Raw genomic sequence first — 16,474 nt, 5'->3', positions numbered from 1 at the left:
GGTAGCCGTAACGTCCCCGCATGTTGTTGGAACTCTCGGTAATACGAAGGCCTCGATGTGTGAGTTTAACGCGTGGACACGTACTGGTTGTGGTTGGCGGGCTTGCCCCCGTTGTGATTGGCTGGTTGGCCTTAGTTCCTATGTGATTGAGGTCAGCGAGCCACACAACGACCAATGGAGTGCTGGTCATCGAGTCGCCACCGCATAGGCGGGGGTGTTCTGTCTGTGGGGTGGTCGCACACCCCGAAACACACGCAGTGTCAAACTCGTCGATACACCCTGTTTCGACCAGCCCCAGTACCACTAGTGTGACGCAAGCGAACCTGGCGGCGTGTCGATCCAGCCTGCAGAGTGAAAAGACGACAACCTCGCCCACCCTATCCCCAGATGATTCCGTAACCGCCACAACGGCAAATCGAGCGCTACCAACGACTGTTGAGCGACGAGTGTCTTTACGCCCGCTGCTACACATCCGAAGCCGAGCGCCGCGAAGCGATCGCTGTGTGGGTCCACCACGACAACTATCATCGACCCCACACCGCCTGCAGCGATCAACCCCCGGCCTCACGCCTCCACACCGGCGTCGATAACGTCATGACCAACTACAGCTAGCATAGATATCTGAGTTATGTCCTGCCCGCCTAGGCATTTACGACCTCATGCACGAAGGAGTGCCAGTCATGGCCAAGCTCTCCCTGCCCTCTTGGCTCAGCGCGCCACCGCCGGCTCCGCGCCTGCCCGAAGCCGAGATCGCGAAGCAATACCCGCGCCTGCGATTTCAGGTGTTCATGGGTATCTTCCTCGGATACGCGGGCTTCTACCTGGTCCGAAACAACATCTCCCCGGTGGCGACTCTCCTCATCAAGGACACCGGCATCGACACCGTCGGCATCGGCATCATCGCCAACGCTGTACTGTTCGCCTACGGTCTGTCCAAGTTCTTCTCTGCGATGCTATCCGACCGGGCCAACGCGCGCTACTTTCTGCCACTGGGACTGGCACTGTCGGCCATCGTAAATCTCTTCGTGGCATTCGTGCCGTGGGTCACCGCCTCCGTCGGCATCTTCGCCATCTTCATGTTCATCAACGGGTGGTTCCAAGGCATGGGCTGGCCGCCGTGCGGTCGCGTCCTGGTGCACTGGTTCTCCACCAACGAGCGCGGTTGGAAAACCTCGCTGTGGAACACTGCCCACAACGTCGGTGGGGCCGCACTGCCATCCCTCATCGGCTTGGGCCTAGCCTGGACCGCTCAGGACTGGCGCGCCGCCTTCTGGGTCCCGGCCGTCGTGGCCCTCATCGTCGCCATCCTCGGGTTCTTCCTGGTGCGCGACACCCCCGAGTCCGTCGGTCTGCCTGCCATTGAGGATTACCGAAACGACCCAGCCAAGGTGGAGGTCAAGGAGGACTCCGGGATCTCCGGCCGTGAGCTGCTGTTCAAGTACGTCCTCATGAACCGCACCATCGTCATGCTGGCCGTGGCCAACGTGTTCGTCTACGCCCTGCGTTACGGCGTACTGAACTGGATCACCGTCTTCCTCTCTGAGAAGCACCACATCAAGATCGACGGCGGCCTTGTCGGCTTCGCGGCCTTCGAGCTGGCCGGCATCCTCGGCACCATCCTCTGCGGTTACCTATCTGACAAACTGTTTAAGGGCTACCGCTCCGGCGCCGGAATTCTCTTCACCGCGCTGACTGCCATCGCCATCGCCGCCTACTGGCTCGTCCCGGTCGGCACCCCGCTGCCGGTCCTCATCATCCTCGTCGCATGTATCGGCGGCCTGATCTACGGCCCGGTCATGCTCATCGGCCTGCAGGCCATCGACCTGGCCCCGCACAACATCGCTGGTACCGCCGCCGGCTTCACCGGCCTCTTCGGCTACCTGCTGGGCGCCACCCTGGCCTCCACCGGTGTTGGTCTCATCGTCAAGTACGCCGGATGGGACGTCACGTTCACCGTGTTCGTCATCTTCGCCGTCCTGACCATGATTCTCTTCGCAATCATCGGTCGCGACGAGAAGGAGATCATCGCCAGCCACCACGCCAAGACCGGTTGCGTCCGCTAGTGTGGTGCATCATAATATGAAACAATCTATTGAAAGTTCTTCAGTCAAGACCAAGCAGTATCTGGGGGAGATTGGCTCGGATGGGCGCCGCCAGATGAATGATTTTTAAGATCATCAAGAGAGGAATCGCAATGAAAATAAAAAAATCATGAGCCTGCTGGCTGTGTGTGCGCTTGCGCTTGCAGGCTGTGCTGGCGGAAAAGAGGAGTCTAAGGTGCCTGAGGGCTGGGTGACGGATACTGTGGCAGATTTTGTAGAGTTTGCGTATCCGGAAGATTTCGATTATCCCACTCCACAATTTTTTGGTTGGACGAATGCTCATGCTTCGCAGAATCGTTCGAATTATGTAGCCGGGAACTATTCTGCGGATTTTCCGGAGATTACTGCTGCACAGGCACAATTTGTGGCTCAAGGACTCACGGCGAATATGGCTCTTGGGAAACATGAAGATTTAGAGATCAATGGGCGCAAGACGAAAGCAATTGATTATACCGTCACCACAAATAATTTCCCTGGGCGTGTGTGGTTTATTCAGATTGATGACACAACTGTGGTGAGTATTGCAGCATTTTTTGAGGAGTCTCGTAAGGCTGATTTGGATAAGGTGGGCGAGTCTATTCGTGTGTTGAAGTAGTTCGTGGGTTGTGGAGCTCTGTGAGGGATGAGTATGTGGAGGGGCTTGGTCGGTTGGCGTTGAAGGATGTGTATCGGCCTCGTGGTGAGCGTGCTGCTTTTAATGATCGGCGGTATGTTTTGTGCCTGATCTAGGAGTGACGCCTGCTGCAGGGATTGCGCAACGGTAAGTTTGTGTAGTTTTTGAGTGCTAATCCAGAGAATTTTCCGCTGGTAACGTCCCACACCAAACCTTTTGACGGAGTCCCTGAACAATTTGACGACGCCCGATACTTTTTGACGATGCCCCATACATTTTGACGCGCTTAGGGTCGGGGCGTTCCGAGACGTCTCCCGGAGCCGAGATTGACCACTCGGAGCGCGCCAACGCACCACCCACTGCACCCACCCAGCGGCCAGCCACTCCCCCAGAAACCACCCCTGGCAAGCCAAAACGCTGCCCGTCCGGGCAAAACAAAAAGAACGCCCACTTTGTATCAAAATGAGCGTCCTAGTGGTGGAGCATAGGGGATTCGAACCCCTGACCTCTTCCATGCCATGGAAGCGCGCTACCAACTGCGCCAATGCCCCAAGCGACCTTGTCAGGCCTTCGACATGATCCCCGCCGCAGCATTCACCGCACCGGAGCACCCTGTCTGGTGGAGCATAGGGGATTCGAACCCCTGACCTCTTCCATGCCATGGAAGCGCGCTACCAACTGCGCCAATGCCCCGAAAACAACCCTTAAGGTCATCGTCAGCATTCGCCCGACTGCCCGGGCGACCCGCTAAACATTACCGGACCTTACCCACTTACGCCAACTCAACTCCTATCGAAAAGCCGCAACCACCCAGCAGGACGAACTCAGCCGACCCGCAAAACCGCTACCAATGCCCTCACATCACAGTGGCGTTATACGTCCTCAGCCGCCACCGATCATCCATCCCGCGTCGGTCAGCCTCACCGGAACCAATCCGGTCCAGCACGGTCCACGAGCAGTTCCCCAGCCCGCCGAAGCGCAAAAACTCCGGATACCCGCCACCGAGCAACCACACCACAGCAGCCCGCAGAGCAAACCCGTGAGACACCAGGCACACTGTCTCGCTCGTGTGCTCATCCACCGCGTCCTTGACAGCCCCTATAACCCTCTGAGCAACCTCGGCGGTGGTCTCGCCGTCAGAGCGGCGGAAATCCTCACCAGAAGCCATCAATCGGGTGTAATCAGGATCGTTGCGGTGCAGATCGGGAACAGTCTCCCCCGCCCACTTACCGACGTCGACCTCCTTAAGCCGATCATCAACGTCGACCTCAACCCCGGCAGCCCGACCAATCGTCTCAGCCGTCGCCCGGGCACGCACCAACGGTGAGGACACTATCGCCACCGGATTCATCCCAGCAATCACCGGTGCAACCGCCTCAGCCTGAGCAACCCCCACCTGGGAAAGCGGAATGTCCAGCTGTCCTTGCAACCGTCCGTCGGCGTTGAATTCCGTTTCGCCGTGTCGAACCAGAACGATACGGGTCGTCACATCTGGTCCCAGTCGAGCTGTTCCTCAGGCAGCTGCACATCAATGGCCGGACAATCCTTCCAGAGCCTCTCCAAGGAGTACAGCTGGCGTTCCTCCTGATGCTGCACGTGCACCACGATGTCCACATAGTCGAGCAGCACCCAACGGTTCTCGCGCGCCCCCTCGCGACGGGCGCGGTGAGCCCCGTGCTCGTGCATAGCCTTGTCAATGGCGTCGACGACAGCCGACACCTGGCGTTCGCTGGCTGCCGAAACGACGACGAAAATGTCAGTAATGGCGAGGTGCTCTGAAACGTCGAGAGCAACGATGTCGAAACCCTTCTTATCGAGGGCGGCGTGTGCCGCCACACGGGCGAGCTCGATGGCCTGTTCGGTGGCGCTCAATGATCCTCCGGATTGATCGTGATGTTGTCGCGGTAGAGGCCGCGCTTGTTGATGTACTGCACAATGCCGTCAGGCACCAGGTACCAGATCGGCATGTTCTCTGCGACCCGCTGACGACAATCGGTCGACGAAATAGCCATAGCTGGAACCTCGAGAAGAGTGACCTTCTCGGCTGGCAAATGGGAAATATCCTTGGCTCCCAACGGCACCCCAGGACGTGACACCCCAATGAAATGCGCCAGATCAAACAGTTCCTCAGCCCCACGCCACGTGAGGATGTGACTCAGCGCGTCGGCACCTGTAATGAAGAACAGGTCAACGTCACTGCCACGCTCTCGGCGCAAATCCTTGAGCGTATCGACGGTGTACGTGTCTCCTGGACGGTCAATGTCGACCCTCGACACCGAGAACGATGGGTTCGAAGCCGTCGCAATGACCGTCATGAGGTACCGATCTTCGGCCTGCGAAACTTTGCGTCCCTTTTTCTGCCAGGGCACGCCGGTGGGCACGAAGACGACCTCGTCGAGGTCGAACCTTGCCGCAACCTCCGAGGCTGCCACGAGGTGTCCATGATGAATGGGGTCGAAGGTCCCGCCCATCACCCCGAGCCGGTAACGGCGTCCGTTATGGACCCGCGCCAGCCCCAACTCAACGCTTGGCATCAGGAATGCGGCCGACCTTTGCCAATACCACGGACAATACCGAGCGCAATCAGCAGCACCAGCAGCGTCAAGATCCCGACAACTACAGCCGACGACTCCATAAGAAGAGGAACCATGCTCATGGCGTCTCAGCCTATCCCACAACCACCCAACAACGGCTGTTAACCGATCAAGGACGGGTCTGGCCGTCCCCTCGCAGTACATAAGTCGTCGTCGTCATCTCGCGCAAACCCATCGGTCCGCGAGCGTGAAGTTTCTGGGTGGAAATACCGATCTCGGCACCAAACCCGAACTCGCCGCCGTCGACGAATCGACTAGAGCAATTCACCAAGACCGCCGCAGCGTCAACGCTTGAGGTGAAGAATTCTTGGGAGGCGATCGAGCGGGTGACGATGGTCTCAGAGTGGCCCGAACCGTGCTTGGCGATGTGGTCGACGGCCTCCTCCACGTCATCGACGATACGCAGCGCTAGATCCAGGGACAGGTATTCGTTGTCATACTCGTCGGGGGCCGCCGGAACGATGCGAGGATCGAGCCGGATACTGTCCTCGTCGCCATGCACCGTCACTCCGCGATCACTCATGGCGTCGACCAGCAGCGGCACCGCAGTATCGGCGATTCCCCGATGTACCAGCACCGTCTCGATGGCATTGCACACGCTCGGACGCTGGGTTTTGGCGTTGACGGCAATCCTGATTGCCATCTCCACATCGGCACTGACATCGATGACGAGATGGCAATTACCAGTTCCGGTCTGGATGACGGGCACCTTTGCCCCGGAAACGACGGCGTTAATCAGCCCAGCTCCACCGCGCGGAATGAGCAAGTCGACATATCCGCGCGCAGCCATCAACTCGTCGGTGACCTCGTGGCCACCCTCCACGAGCTGCACTGCTTCGCGAACGTCCTCAGGCAACCGGGAGCGCATCGACGAGATGACGGCCCGGTTGGACTCCAGGGCCGACGAGGACCCTCGCAGCAGACAGGCATTGCCAGACTTGAGGCAGATACCAGCGGCGTCAGAGGTGACATTCGGACGAGCCTCATAGATGATCCCGATGACGCCAATCGGCACCCGAACCTGCTCGATCTTGACTCCCAGCGGAGTGTGCCAACCACGCACGACCTCACCGACGGGGTCGTCGAGACGGGCAACATCTTCCAGGCCGGCTGCCATTGCCTCGACACGTTCGCGAGTCAGAGTCAGCCGGTCAACAAGAGCCGCGTCCATCCCCGCTTTCCGGCCGCGATCGACGTCGGCACGGTTGGCGGCAAGAATGTCAGCGAGGTTGTCGCGCAACCCGGCGGCCATGGCCATCAGCAGGTCGTCTTTGTCGGTACGTCGCAACCGACGCAACACCGTGACGGCAGATCTGGCAGCTGTGGCCTGTTCCATGACTCGCGAACTCATGGCCACATAGTATTCGCGTGGTGGTCACCGTCACGATGATGACCACAGACGATGAGTTACTTCTTGCGGCGACGGGTCAGCACCATCGCGTCGCGATGGATGATCTCGCGGGAGGCCGCTGGACCCATCTCGGCGGCCAGCCAGGCACTTGACCGTCCCCTCATGACGCGCACTTCGTCATGAGAAAACTGGGCAATTCCACGGCCCACGACACGGCCATCAGGGGCGAGAATCGTCACGGGATCTCCTGCCTGAAAATCTCCGTGGACCCGAGTGACGCCCACCGCCAGCAACGAGGAATGGCGTGTTGTGAGGGCTTCGACAGCCCCCTCGTCAATGACGATCTGGCCCTGCGGAGTAGCAGCGTCGGCCAGCCACAGCAGTCGTCGGGACCGTCGCGTAGCTGTCGGGCGGAAGAATGTACCGACGGCAGCCCCGCCCAAGGCAGCTCGGGCATCTGCAGCCGACGCGAGCACTACCGGAATTCCGGCGCAGGTGGCTATCCGCGCGGCTTCAAGCTTCGTCGTCATGCCACCAGTACCGACCCCAGACCCGGCCTTGTGAGTGTCGACATGCAAAGCGTCGATGTCTTCGACAACCTCCACACGTCGAGCGTCCGGGGAATCCGGGTGGGCGGTGTAAAGGGCATCGACATCGGACAACAACATCAAGGCCTGGGCCCGCACCAACTCAGCCACGAGGGCGGCAAGTCGGTCATTGTCGCCGAACTTAATTTCCCCGGTGGCAACAGTGTCGTTCTCATTGACGATCGGCACGACTCCCAACCCAAGCAGCGTGTCGAGGGTGGACCACGCATTGCGATATGAGGTGGGGCGGACCAGATCATTGACGGTCAACAGCACCTGCCCCACCCGCAGCCCGTGGCTGGCAAACCGCGATGTGTAGTGCGCCAGCAAAATGCCTTGTCCGACCGAAGCTGCCGCCTGCTTGCCAGCCAAGGTTCGTGGGCGGTGGGTCATACCCATCGCAGGAAAACCGGTCGCAATCGCCCCCGAGCTGACCAAAACAACACGTTTACCGTCGGCTGCCCCCTCGCTGAGCACGTCGACGAACTCATCGACGCGACGGACATCGATCCCTCCCCCGGGCAAGGTCAGCGAGGACGACCCGACCTTGACAACGATAATGCTGGCCTCGGAAATGGCTCGACGCTCATCAGTCACGGCTCTCGAACCACTCCTCCTCGGCGGCACGGGCACGCCACGACTCTCCTCGCGGATCTCGGCCGACCTGGCCGTACTTCTCGCGGGCTTGATGGTATTGGCGATCCATCTCGCGGCGACGGGTGGCTGAAGGCCGCTCGGTCTCCAGGCGTTGATCCTCCCCGCGACGAGACAACAGCTCGGCACCGGATTCAATCTGCGGGGCGAAGTCGAAGATGACGGCGTCCTCACCACCGACAGCAACGGCGTCACCTGCAATGGCGCCCATGGCCAGCAATTCCTCCTCAACACCGAGACGATTGAGGCGATCCGAGAGGTATCCGACGGCTTCGGGGTTGTTGAAGTCGGTCTGGGCGACCCAACGAGTCGGTTTGTCTCCGGTCACGCGCCACAAGAAGCCACCCTCGCCGTCTCCCTGACGTTTGATGGAGAAGGCTGGACCCTCGTTCTTGGGCTTCGGTCGAATGACAATGCGCTCCGGTTCAGGCTCAGGCTCACGTCCGCGAGCCTTCTCAACCAGGTCGGCCATGGCGAACTTGAGAGAATTGAGCCCCTCCCCCGACTTGGTCGACACACGGAAGACCGGCCAGCCACGCTTGGCAACGTCGTCAAAGACGATATCGGCCAGGTCGGCGGCGTCTGGTACATCAACCTTGTTGAGCACTACCAGACGCGGACGATCTTCCAGGCCGCCATGGGCAGTCAGCTCCCCCTCAATGACGTCGAGATCAGTGAGCGGGTCTCGGCCCGGCTCGTAGGTGGCGCAGTCGATGACATGGACGATGGCTCGACAACGCTCGATGTGACGCAGGAAATCGAAGCCGAGACCTTTACCTAGAGAGGCTCCGGGAATGAGGCCGGGCACATCTGCAACGGTGTACGTCGTCTCCCCCGCGACGACCACGCCCAGGTTCGGCACCAGGGTGGTGAAAGGGTAATCGGCGATCTTCGGCTTGGCCCTCGAAATCGCAGCGATGAGGCTGGACTTCCCGGCGGAGGGGAATCCCACCAGACCGATGTCAGCGACAACTTTGAGTTCGAGCACAACTTTGCGCTCCTCGCCAGCCTCGCCGAGTAGGGCAAAACCAGGAGCTTTCCGCGCCGAGTTAGCCAGCGCGGCATTTCCCAAACCACCACGGCCGCCGGCAGCGATAACCAGCTCGGCTCCCACCCCAACGAGGTCTCCGAGCAGCTCGCCGGAGTTGGCGTCAGAAACGACCGTGCCATCTGGAACACCCAGAATGATGTCGGCCCCATTCGCCCCGGTTTGATTGTCGCCGCGTCCGGGTTCACCGTTGGTGGCTTTGCGAGTGGACTGCCAGTGATAGTCAACGAGTGTCGTCACCTGGGGATCAACGCGCAGGATCACCGACCCTCCATGACCGCCATTGCCACCATCAGGCCCACCCAACGGCTTGAACTTTTCCCGCTTGACGGAGGCGCAGCCGTGTCCCCCCTTGCCCGCCACGGCGGTCAGCGTCGCGCGGTCCACGAAGGACGGGATGGCCATGTTCTGCTCCTCAAAGATGGGGTCGGACCCTCTGATCCACGGGATCACAAGTTTAGACGCCGAGACGCGCCACCCCGTTCAGGTAGCGCGTCTCACCCTGTCAGGCCTGGGCCGGTTGTTGCGGTCCAGCGGCTCGACGTGGCGGGGCAGCCTCAGGTTTCGCGGCATTTGTAGTGTGTCGCGGCTTGTCAGCGTCCTCTTTCTCGGCGTCCTCTTTCTTGGCGTCCTCCGCGTGAGTATCCTCAGACGACATCTCCTCAGCCTCCCCGGAGGCTGCCGGAACCGTCTGGGTAGTTTCGGATGCGGCGCGCATCTGAATACCCGTCTGCTGGGACAGCGGCACGTCCTTAAGTAGGAAGGCCAGCAAGCCGGCTACCGCAACGATCGGTGCCATCCACAGGAACAACGGGGTCAGAGAGTGGACATAAGCCTGGACGATCCCCTCTCGGATCACATCAGGCATCTGGCTGACAGCACCCGGCGTCAGGGAGGCCGAAGCGTCGCCTTGTGAACTCATCGAACCCAGCATCTTGAGAACGACCGGGTCCTTGCTGGTGGCCAGGGAGGTGAACAGGTCGGTGACCCGGTTGCTCAGCCGCGTGGTGAAAGCCACACCAAGGAGGGAGGAACCCAGGCACACTCCGATTTGCCGGAAGAAGTTGTTGTGGCTGGTAGCCGTTCCCAGCAAGGTCGGGCGCACGTCATTCTGCACTGCCATAACAAGCAGCTGCATGAACATACCCATGCCTATACCAAGAATGAAGGTGTCGACCATGACCCACACCACCGAGGAGTTCTGGTTCAGGGCTGACATCATCACCATGGCGACGGCCACAATGATCGGGCCGGCGATGATGAACATACGGTAGCGGCCGATCTTCGAGGTTAGAAAACCGATGATTGTCGAGGATAACAACATACCGATGGTCATCGGGATAAGCAGCAGACCGGATACCGTCGCGGAATAGCCATAGGTCATCTGAACATATGTCGGCAGATAGGCCAACATACCGAACATGGCACCCATAGCGAGCATGCCGATGATCGTCGTGACGATGAAGGTGCGGTTGCGGAACAGCTCCAGCGGCAGGACCGGGTCTTGGACCCGACGCTCCACGACGGGTAGCAGGCCCCACGCCAAGACGGCCACAACCCCCAGGCTGATGATCTGCCAGGACAGCCAGTCGTACTGGGAACCGCCCCAGGTAGCCAGCAGCACGATGGCCACGGCACCGATATCCATCAGCGCGAGGCCAAGCCAATCGATCTTCGTCGTCAGCTCATGCTTGGGCAGCTTGAGAGCAAAGAAGCAGGCAACCCACGCCGCGATACCTAGAGGCAACGCGATCCAGAACACCCAGCGCCACGAAATCGAATCGGTGACCCAACCGCCCAGCAGCGGGCCAAGCACCGACGAGACCCCGAACAACGCGCCCATCGGAGACATGTAGACGGCACGAACGCGCGGCGGGATGATGTCACCGGTGATGGCCTGGGACAAGATGATGAGGCCACCGCCGCCCAGGCCCTGTATGAAGCGGAAGAGGATGAAGGTAATCATGGTGCCAGCAGTGCCACACAGGGCAGACCCCAGCAGAAACAGACCAATAGCGGTGAGGTAGAGGGCCTTTCGACCGATGAGGTCAGAAAGCCTGCCATAAAGGGGCATACCCACGGTGACAGCCAGGGTGTACGCGGTGATGACCCAGGCCATGTGCTGTACGCCGGACAACTCACCGACGATGGTCGGAAGCGCAGTGGCAACAATCGTCTGATACAGAGACGACAGGAACATCACCAGCATGAGACAGACGTAGACAACCCAGAACCGGCGGTCTGGCTTGAATTTGACGATCTCGGGAGAGGCAGCGGTTGCGGTCATATAGCAGCTTTCTGTTGTTGAACGGGAGCGCGTTGCCGCGCAGGTCATGAATTGTCAGTAGCCGGATCATGGGTCCGAAGCTGGCACCGGGTAACCAGCCAATACAGCGCACAGCTTGATCCAGACCTCAATAAGACGGTCAAGGGTGGTGACTACCTCGGCAGAACTCGCCCCGACGTGAACCATCACCGCCTGGAACGCGGAGCGTTCTATGGCCTGGATGGTGCCCACGAGAGCAACGACTTCCAGAGAGTCCTCAGAGCGGTCCAGTCGGCGAGCTGCGGCCGTGGTAAGGGCGGCACGTTCGCATTCAACGTTTTCCTTGAGGGCCATCCGAAGCTCGGTGCTCTCCCCGTTGATCCTCATGAGTTCGCGCAAATCGTCAAGGCTGACATCGGAGTTCTGCCATCTGGCATCAAGCAGAGTGCCAATGGCGTCGGCCAGCGAGGTCGAGGTGTCTGTCGCAAAAGCCTCGAGGGCCTCCTTCGGGTAGGCGACCACTGGAGGCAGGTAGACGTCGTACTTGGACGGAAAATGATTGAACACGGTGCGTCGCGACACTCCGGCACGTTGAGCGATGTCGTCGACCGTGACCTCGTCCACCGGCTTCTCAACCGCCAATTCCATCGCGGCACGGCGAATGACGCCTTGAGTGCGGATTGCTGTTGGTGAAGTCACTTGCTTAATTATGCACCGAGTGCAGTTTTTACATCAAGTGCAGAACCTGCACTGAGTGCACACAAACTCACGCCCTCAGTGAACGAGGGCGTGAGAAGGAGGTCACCTCAGGGCGTGCCAGGCAGCTTTGAGGTATGGCCAGGCGCGTTGCGCTGATTCCTGCCACTGCTGCAGCGAGCCAGTGGCCCGATGTACCCACGATCCGACTTCTTGGCCTGCTGAGGGTGCCAACCACAGCACTCCGACGACAACGGTAAGCACGCTCACGACGAGAGCCACTGTGACCATCCGAGTCCACATCCCTCGTCGCTGACGGGCCCCGGACACACTGTTATGGGTTCGGGAAAACCACCGCGTGAAGACGGCGCCTCCCAGGGCAATGACGAGACTGGTGACAGCAGCGCCAATCATCGTTCCGCCGATTCCCAGGCCTCCCACGACTCCGGTCGCGACCGCCGAGGCGCACGCGCCAGCAGCCACCTCATATAGCCGTGGCCAGCGCTGTCGAGGCTCCGCCTTCTGCCCGTGGTGCTGAGGTGTGTGAGCATGAGCAGCACGACGAGAAGGACGAATCGGTGCGGTGATCTTCGGTAGCGACCCCGTCGACACCAGGGTTGGCGCGTCCGACCCGGACTCGATCCGATAGAGCCACCTCTCGTCCTCGCTAAGCGTCCGATTGTCCATGGTTTTCTGATCTCCCATCATGACAGGGTCAATAACCATCAACTTTTGAGAGTAGGTCGCCATATCGTCACTTCCAGTGATCCCAACACACTGACGACCACAGTCGTTGCGAGGGTCTGACGACAGTCGTAACTCCCCCTCCAGACAACGCTGCATCGTGAGCAGACAGAAGGTTCTGTTGTGCTCACGCATTCTTTCCAGACGCAGGTCGGCCCCCACCTCAATGGCGGGGGCCGACCAACATCTATGCCGTGGGGATTCAGGCCTCGACTGGGACCTCCACAGGGGTCACGTTGACGACCTTGCGGCCACGACGGGTGCCAAACTCGACATTGCCCGCACGCAGAGCGAAGAGGGTGTCATCGCCACCGCGACCAACCCCGTCGCCGGGATGAAAATGAGTACCGCGCTGACGAACGATGATCTCGCCAGCATTGACCAGCTGACCGCCGAAACGCTTCACGCCAAGACGCTGAGCGTTCGAGTCACGACCATTGCGCGAAGAAGACGCGCCCTTCTTGTGTGCCATGTCTGTCTACCTCAGCCTTCGATTCCGGTGACCTTGACCTGGGTGTACTTCTGACGGTGCCCCTGGCGCTTCTTGTAGCCGGTCTTGTTCTTGTACTTGAGGATGCGGATCTTCGGGCCCTTGGTCTCGCCGAGAACCTCAGCGGTGACCTTGACCTTTCCGAGCGCGTCCTTATCGGAGGTGACGGACTTGCCATCAACCACGAGGAGCGGAGTCAGCTCGATACTGCTGCCCGCTTCGTCGGCGACCCTGTCAATCTCGACGACGTCACCCACTGCCACCTTGTGCTGGCGGCCGCCACTACGCACAATCGCGTACACGCCTGACCTACTCTCGTTCTTGTCGTACTTTTCCGGGGCCGGAACCATCGGCCCCGGGCAAACCTGACCGACGACTCACGTCGGACCGGCTGCCTATTTTACATTTGCCGTGGTGGACGGTCAAAACGACCATCCACCACCTTCATATGGGCCTGTCCTCACTTGGAATGGGACTTACTTGAGGAGCTTCTGCGACCGCGCCCCCGACCCTTGGAACGCTCGCCGCCATCAGCCGGAGCCTGGGAATCCACCGGCTTGTCAAAGCGGTGGTAGCCACGACCACCACAGGCCTCGCACTCCTCGGTGAAGGCCTCAGCCAGGCCGGTGCCAATCTTCTTACGGGTCATCTGGACCAAACCCAGCGACGTCACCTCGGCGACCTGATGGCGGGTGCGATCCCGGCCCAAGCACTCAGTGAGACGACGCACTAACAGCTCACGGTTCGTCGGCAACACCATGTCAATGAAATCGATGACGATAATCCCGCCAATGTCACGCAGGCGCAGCTGACGGACGATCTCCTCAGCCGCCTCCAAGTTGTTGGCGGTGACAGTGGCCTCGAGGTTGCCAGCAGACCCAGTGAACTTACCGGTGTTGACGTCGATGACAGTCATGGCCTCAGTGCGGTCGATAACCAGGGACCCACCCGAAGGCAGGTAAACCTTACGCTCCAGAGCTTTCGCTATCTGCTCGTCAATCCGATACTCAGCGAAGGGGTCCTTGTCAGCGTCCTCCCAATGAGTTAGCCGCGAGGCCATTTCCGGGGCAACGTGGTCAACATAGGCCTTGATGGTGTCGTAGGCGTCATCCGGACCGCCATTGCCGGCGATCACCAGCTCGGAAAAATCAGCAGTGAACAGGTCACGGATAATACGCACCGTCAGATCTGGCTCGGAGTACAACATGAGCGGAGCCCGGCTGGTGCTGACCTTGCGCTCGATAACCTCCCACTGAGCCTTGAGACGGTTGATGTCACGGACCAAATCCTCCTCGGTGGCCCCTTCTGCGGCAGTGCGCACGATGACAGAGGCATCCGTGGGGATGTTGTTTTCGACGATCTTCTTGAGACGCTTGCGCTCAGAGTCAGCGAGCTTGCGGGAAATGCCCGAAAGGTGGCCGCCCGGTGAATACACGACGAAGCGTCCGGGCAGCGAAATGTGGCTGGTCAGGCGAGCACCCTTGGCACCCACTGGGTCCTTCGTGACCTGCACCAAAACTTGGTCTCCGGACTTCAACGCGTGTTCAATGCGCTTGTCCTCGCCCTCTTTACCGTACTTGGCCCAGTCGACCTCGCCGGCGTACAGAACAGCGTTACGGCCACGGCCGATGTCGACGAAGGCAGCCTCCATCGAAGGCAAGACATTCTGGACCTTGCCCAGGTAAATGTTGCCGATGGAGGAAGCCGCCGAGGCGCGGTCAACATAGTGTTCGACCAGGACCCCGTCCTCCAGCACTGCCAACTGGGAGTAATCGTCGGACTGGCGGACGACCATCTTACGATTCACCGACTCACGACGGGCCAAGAACTCTGCGTCAGTGATGACAGCGCTGCGGCGACGACCGGCGGCACGCCCCTCACGACGTCGCTGCCTCTTGGCTTCCACCCGGGTAGAACCCTCGATACCGGTGACCTCGTCAGTCACCGACTGATGTGAGCGTGGCTCGCGAACCTTGATGACCACCTCGCTGGGATCGTCGTCAGAACCACTGATGTCCTCGCCACGACGGCGGCGGCGACGACGGCGACGGTGAGTGGTGTCGGAGTTGTTGGACTCCGAACCATTGCTGGACTCCGAACCATTGTCGGTGTTGTCCCCCGACTCATCCTCCACCGAGGTGTCCTCATGGTCCTCGCTGCTGCGACGACGACGTCCACCACGGCGACGGCGACGACGGTTCTGACCGTCCTCTTCGGAAGAGTTGTCCTCGGCGGTCAGCTTCTCCTCGACCGGCTCCGTGGTGTCATCATCGGACCCCTTACCGGAGTCCTTGCGGTCCTTCTCCGGCTCGGTCTGAGGGGTTTCCTCAGTTTTCTCGGCGTGTTTTCCAGCTTCGGAAGGACGAGTGGCGCGACGACGACGCTTCTTCGGCATCGCAGCCTCTCCCCCGCCGATCTCGGCAGCCAGAGAGTCGAGGATGTCACTGGCAGAACGCTCCTCACCGTCTTTAAATCCGAACGGATTTGCCAGAGTGCCCTCAACCTTGCGGCTGCGAGTCCGAGCTTTAGCCTTGGCCAAGGCAGCGTCGATGGGATCGCCATCCGATCCTTTGTCCTTGCTGCTGTTGTCATCGTTGACGACCTTGCTCGACGCCGCGTCCCCACCAGCGCCCTCAGACTTGGTAACAGTCCGAGAACGACGGGTGGCACGGCGATGTTGGGTGGTTCCACGCCCAGCCGCAACAGATGGGGCAGTCTCGGATGCGCCACGGCGAGTCTTACGGTCGGTGGTGGATTCGGCAGTGTCGTTCGACGCAGACTCCACCAACGTCTCATCCTCGCTGGTCGAACGAGCTTTCCTAGTTCGGGTGGACTTCGTAGCAGAACCGCGACGAGTCCGAGTGCGACGCGGCTTCTCGGTCTGGGAGGTCGTCGCCACCTCAGAAGTCGCGTCCTTAGTCTGTGCCTCGACAGAGTTGCCAGCCTTCCGCTGTACCTGGGTTTTCTCGCCCGTGGAAGTCTCGGCCTTGGCCGCCTTGCGACGGCGTCCCATTGGGGGGCGCGGAAGATCTGATACCTCAGTATCAGAGGTAATAACAGAACTACCGGTACCAGCGGCGGTAATCGTCACCGGGGCGCTGCTCATCTCAACCTGGGCAGGAGCCCCGGCCGGACGGGAAACGGCCCGATGGTGTCGAGAAGCGGAAATCTCAACGGTGGAATTCTCGTCGGAATCCGATGTGGTGTTGTTAGTCTCGTCGAGCACTGTGCTCTCCTTAGCCTTTCGGCACGGTCCGTGCCCACCCGGGTACGAACCTGCGGAAATCCTTTCCGCACACGTGTAAACCGTCTCGCCCTGTAATGGCGAC

General features: G+C 60.2%; 15 protein-coding genes, 2 tRNA genes and 1 pseudogene. 3 read left to right on the top strand and 15 right to left on the bottom strand.

What is annotated here, in order from left to right; genetic code table 11:
* Nucleotides 1–411 precede the first annotated feature (411 nt).
* The 3 genes and pseudogenes from Q4B98_RS01295 to Q4B98_RS01285 form a co-directional block, all read left to right on the top strand.
* Nucleotides 412–612 (top strand): annotated as a pseudogene (locus Q4B98_RS01295) (integrase core domain-containing protein); the annotation flags it as partial.
* 68 nt (nucleotides 613–680) lie between these two features.
* Entirely contained in the window at nucleotides 681–2,063 is a 1,383-nt protein-coding gene (locus Q4B98_RS01290) for an MFS transporter (protein ID WP_303194887.1), read from the top strand.
* Nucleotides 2,064–2,211: 148 nt separating this feature from the next.
* A complete protein-coding gene (locus tag Q4B98_RS01285; protein WP_303194886.1) occupies nucleotides 2,212–2,697 on the top strand; it encodes a hypothetical protein in 486 nt (161 codons plus the stop codon).
* A gap of 493 nt (nucleotides 2,698–3,190) precedes the next feature.
* Here the strand turns inward: Q4B98_RS01285 and Q4B98_RS01280 are convergent.
* The 15 genes from Q4B98_RS01280 to Q4B98_RS01210 form a co-directional block, all read right to left on the bottom strand.
* Nucleotides 3,191–3,266: transfer RNA gene (locus Q4B98_RS01280), tRNA-Ala, on the bottom strand.
* Nucleotides 3,267–3,332: 66 nt separating this feature from the next.
* Nucleotides 3,333–3,408 (bottom strand) — tRNA-Ala (locus tag Q4B98_RS01275).
* A gap of 163 nt (nucleotides 3,409–3,571) precedes the next feature.
* Nucleotides 3,572–4,204 carry a histidine phosphatase family protein gene (locus Q4B98_RS01270; protein ID WP_303194884.1) on the bottom strand — a complete coding sequence of 211 codons (633 nt, stop codon included), beginning with the start codon at nucleotides 4,202–4,204 and terminating at the stop codon, nucleotides 3,572–3,574.
* Nucleotides 4,201–4,587, bottom strand: a complete 387-nt coding sequence (gene rsfS / locus Q4B98_RS01265; RefSeq protein WP_303194883.1) for a ribosome silencing factor — start codon at nucleotides 4,585–4,587, stop codon at nucleotides 4,201–4,203. Before rsfS ends, Q4B98_RS01270 begins: the two co-directional genes overlap by 4 nt.
* On the bottom strand, nucleotides 4,584–5,249 hold the full coding sequence (gene nadD, locus Q4B98_RS01260) for a nicotinate-nucleotide adenylyltransferase (RefSeq protein WP_303194881.1): 666 nt from the start codon (nucleotides 5,247–5,249) through the stop codon (nucleotides 4,584–4,586). The genes rsfS and nadD overlap by 4 nt, the downstream gene beginning before the upstream one ends.
* Entirely contained in the window at nucleotides 5,249–5,371 is a 123-nt protein-coding gene (locus Q4B98_RS01255) for a hypothetical protein (protein ID WP_303194879.1), read from the bottom strand. The genes nadD and Q4B98_RS01255 overlap by 1 nt, the downstream gene beginning before the upstream one ends.
* 47 nt (nucleotides 5,372–5,418) lie before the next feature.
* A complete protein-coding gene (locus tag Q4B98_RS01250; protein WP_303194877.1) occupies nucleotides 5,419–6,666 on the bottom strand; it encodes a glutamate-5-semialdehyde dehydrogenase in 1,248 nt (415 codons plus the stop codon).
* Between the two features lie 50 nt (nucleotides 6,667–6,716).
* Nucleotides 6,717–7,844: a glutamate 5-kinase gene (proB, locus tag Q4B98_RS01245; protein WP_303194875.1), complete on the bottom strand. Its 1,128-nt coding sequence runs from the start codon at nucleotides 7,842–7,844 to the stop codon at nucleotides 6,717–6,719.
* Nucleotides 7,837–9,354, bottom strand: a complete 1,518-nt coding sequence (obgE, locus tag Q4B98_RS01240) for a GTPase ObgE (RefSeq protein ID WP_303194873.1) — start codon at nucleotides 9,352–9,354, stop codon at nucleotides 7,837–7,839. Before obgE ends, proB begins: the two co-directional genes overlap by 8 nt.
* Nucleotides 9,355–9,454: 100 nt before the next feature.
* Nucleotides 9,455–11,236, bottom strand: coding sequence for an MDR family MFS transporter (locus Q4B98_RS01235; protein ID WP_303194872.1), 1,782 nt, complete (start codon nucleotides 11,234–11,236; stop codon nucleotides 9,455–9,457).
* Between the two features lie 66 nt (nucleotides 11,237–11,302).
* Nucleotides 11,303–11,914, bottom strand: a complete 612-nt coding sequence (locus Q4B98_RS01230) for a TetR/AcrR family transcriptional regulator (protein WP_303194871.1) — start codon at nucleotides 11,912–11,914, stop codon at nucleotides 11,303–11,305.
* 102 nt (nucleotides 11,915–12,016) lie between these two features.
* The gene (locus Q4B98_RS01225; RefSeq protein WP_303195559.1) at nucleotides 12,017–12,637 is read right to left on the bottom strand and encodes a hypothetical protein; all 621 of its coding nucleotides are present in this window, start codon (nucleotides 12,635–12,637) and stop codon (nucleotides 12,017–12,019) included.
* Nucleotides 12,638–12,857: 220 nt separating this feature from the next.
* Nucleotides 12,858–13,127: a 50S ribosomal protein L27 gene (gene rpmA / locus Q4B98_RS01220; RefSeq protein WP_303194870.1), complete on the bottom strand. Its 270-nt coding sequence runs from the start codon at nucleotides 13,125–13,127 to the stop codon at nucleotides 12,858–12,860.
* Nucleotides 13,128–13,138: 11 nt separating this feature from the next.
* Nucleotides 13,139–13,447 (bottom strand): 50S ribosomal protein L21, encoded by a 309-nt coding sequence (gene rplU / locus Q4B98_RS01215; protein ID WP_303195558.1) that lies wholly within the window; start codon nucleotides 13,445–13,447, stop codon nucleotides 13,139–13,141.
* Between the two features lie 158 nt (nucleotides 13,448–13,605).
* Nucleotides 13,606–16,251: an Rne/Rng family ribonuclease gene (locus Q4B98_RS01210; protein ID WP_303195556.1), complete on the bottom strand. Its 2,646-nt coding sequence runs from the start codon at nucleotides 16,249–16,251 to the stop codon at nucleotides 13,606–13,608.
* Nucleotides 16,252–16,474: the final 223 nt, after the last annotated feature.

Origin of the sequence: Cutibacterium sp., from assembly GCF_030525615.1 — a bacterium.
Lineage (GTDB): Bacteria > Actinomycetota > Actinomycetes > Propionibacteriales > Propionibacteriaceae > Cutibacterium.
The sequence above is the reverse complement of the archived record's forward strand: the minus strand, read 5'-3'. Positions and strand labels throughout refer to the sequence as shown.

What these genes read in the sequence shown, in the direction of transcription:
- Q4B98_RS01290 (WP_303194887.1), top strand. Translation starts at nt 681, where the DNA reads ATGGCCAAGCTCTCCCTGCCCTCTTGGCTCAGCGCGCCACCGCCGGCT.
- Q4B98_RS01285 (WP_303194886.1), top strand. Translation starts at nt 2,212, where the DNA reads ATGAGCCTGCTGGCTGTGTGTGCGCTTGCGCTTGCAGGCTGTGCTGGC.
- nadD (WP_303194881.1), bottom strand. Translation starts at nt 5,249, where the DNA reads ATGCCAAGCGTTGAGTTGGGGCTGGCGCGGGTCCATAACGGACGCCGT.
- Q4B98_RS01255 (WP_303194879.1), bottom strand. Translation starts at nt 5,371, where the DNA reads ATGAGCATGGTTCCTCTTCTTATGGAGTCGTCGGCTGTAGTTGTCGGG.
- obgE (WP_303194873.1), bottom strand. Translation starts at nt 9,354, where the DNA reads ATGGCCATCCCGTCCTTCGTGGACCGCGCGACGCTGACCGCCGTGGCG.
- Q4B98_RS01235 (WP_303194872.1), bottom strand. Translation starts at nt 11,236, where the DNA reads ATGACCGCAACCGCTGCCTCTCCCGAGATCGTCAAATTCAAGCCAGAC.
- Q4B98_RS01225 (WP_303195559.1), bottom strand. Translation starts at nt 12,637, where the DNA reads ATGGTTATTGACCCTGTCATGATGGGAGATCAGAAAACCATGGACAAT.
- rpmA (WP_303194870.1), bottom strand. Translation starts at nt 13,127, where the DNA reads ATGGCACACAAGAAGGGCGCGTCTTCTTCGCGCAATGGTCGTGACTCG.
- Q4B98_RS01210 (WP_303195556.1), bottom strand. Translation starts at nt 16,251, where the DNA reads ATGAGCAGCGCCCCGGTGACGATTACCGCCGCTGGTACCGGTAGTTCT.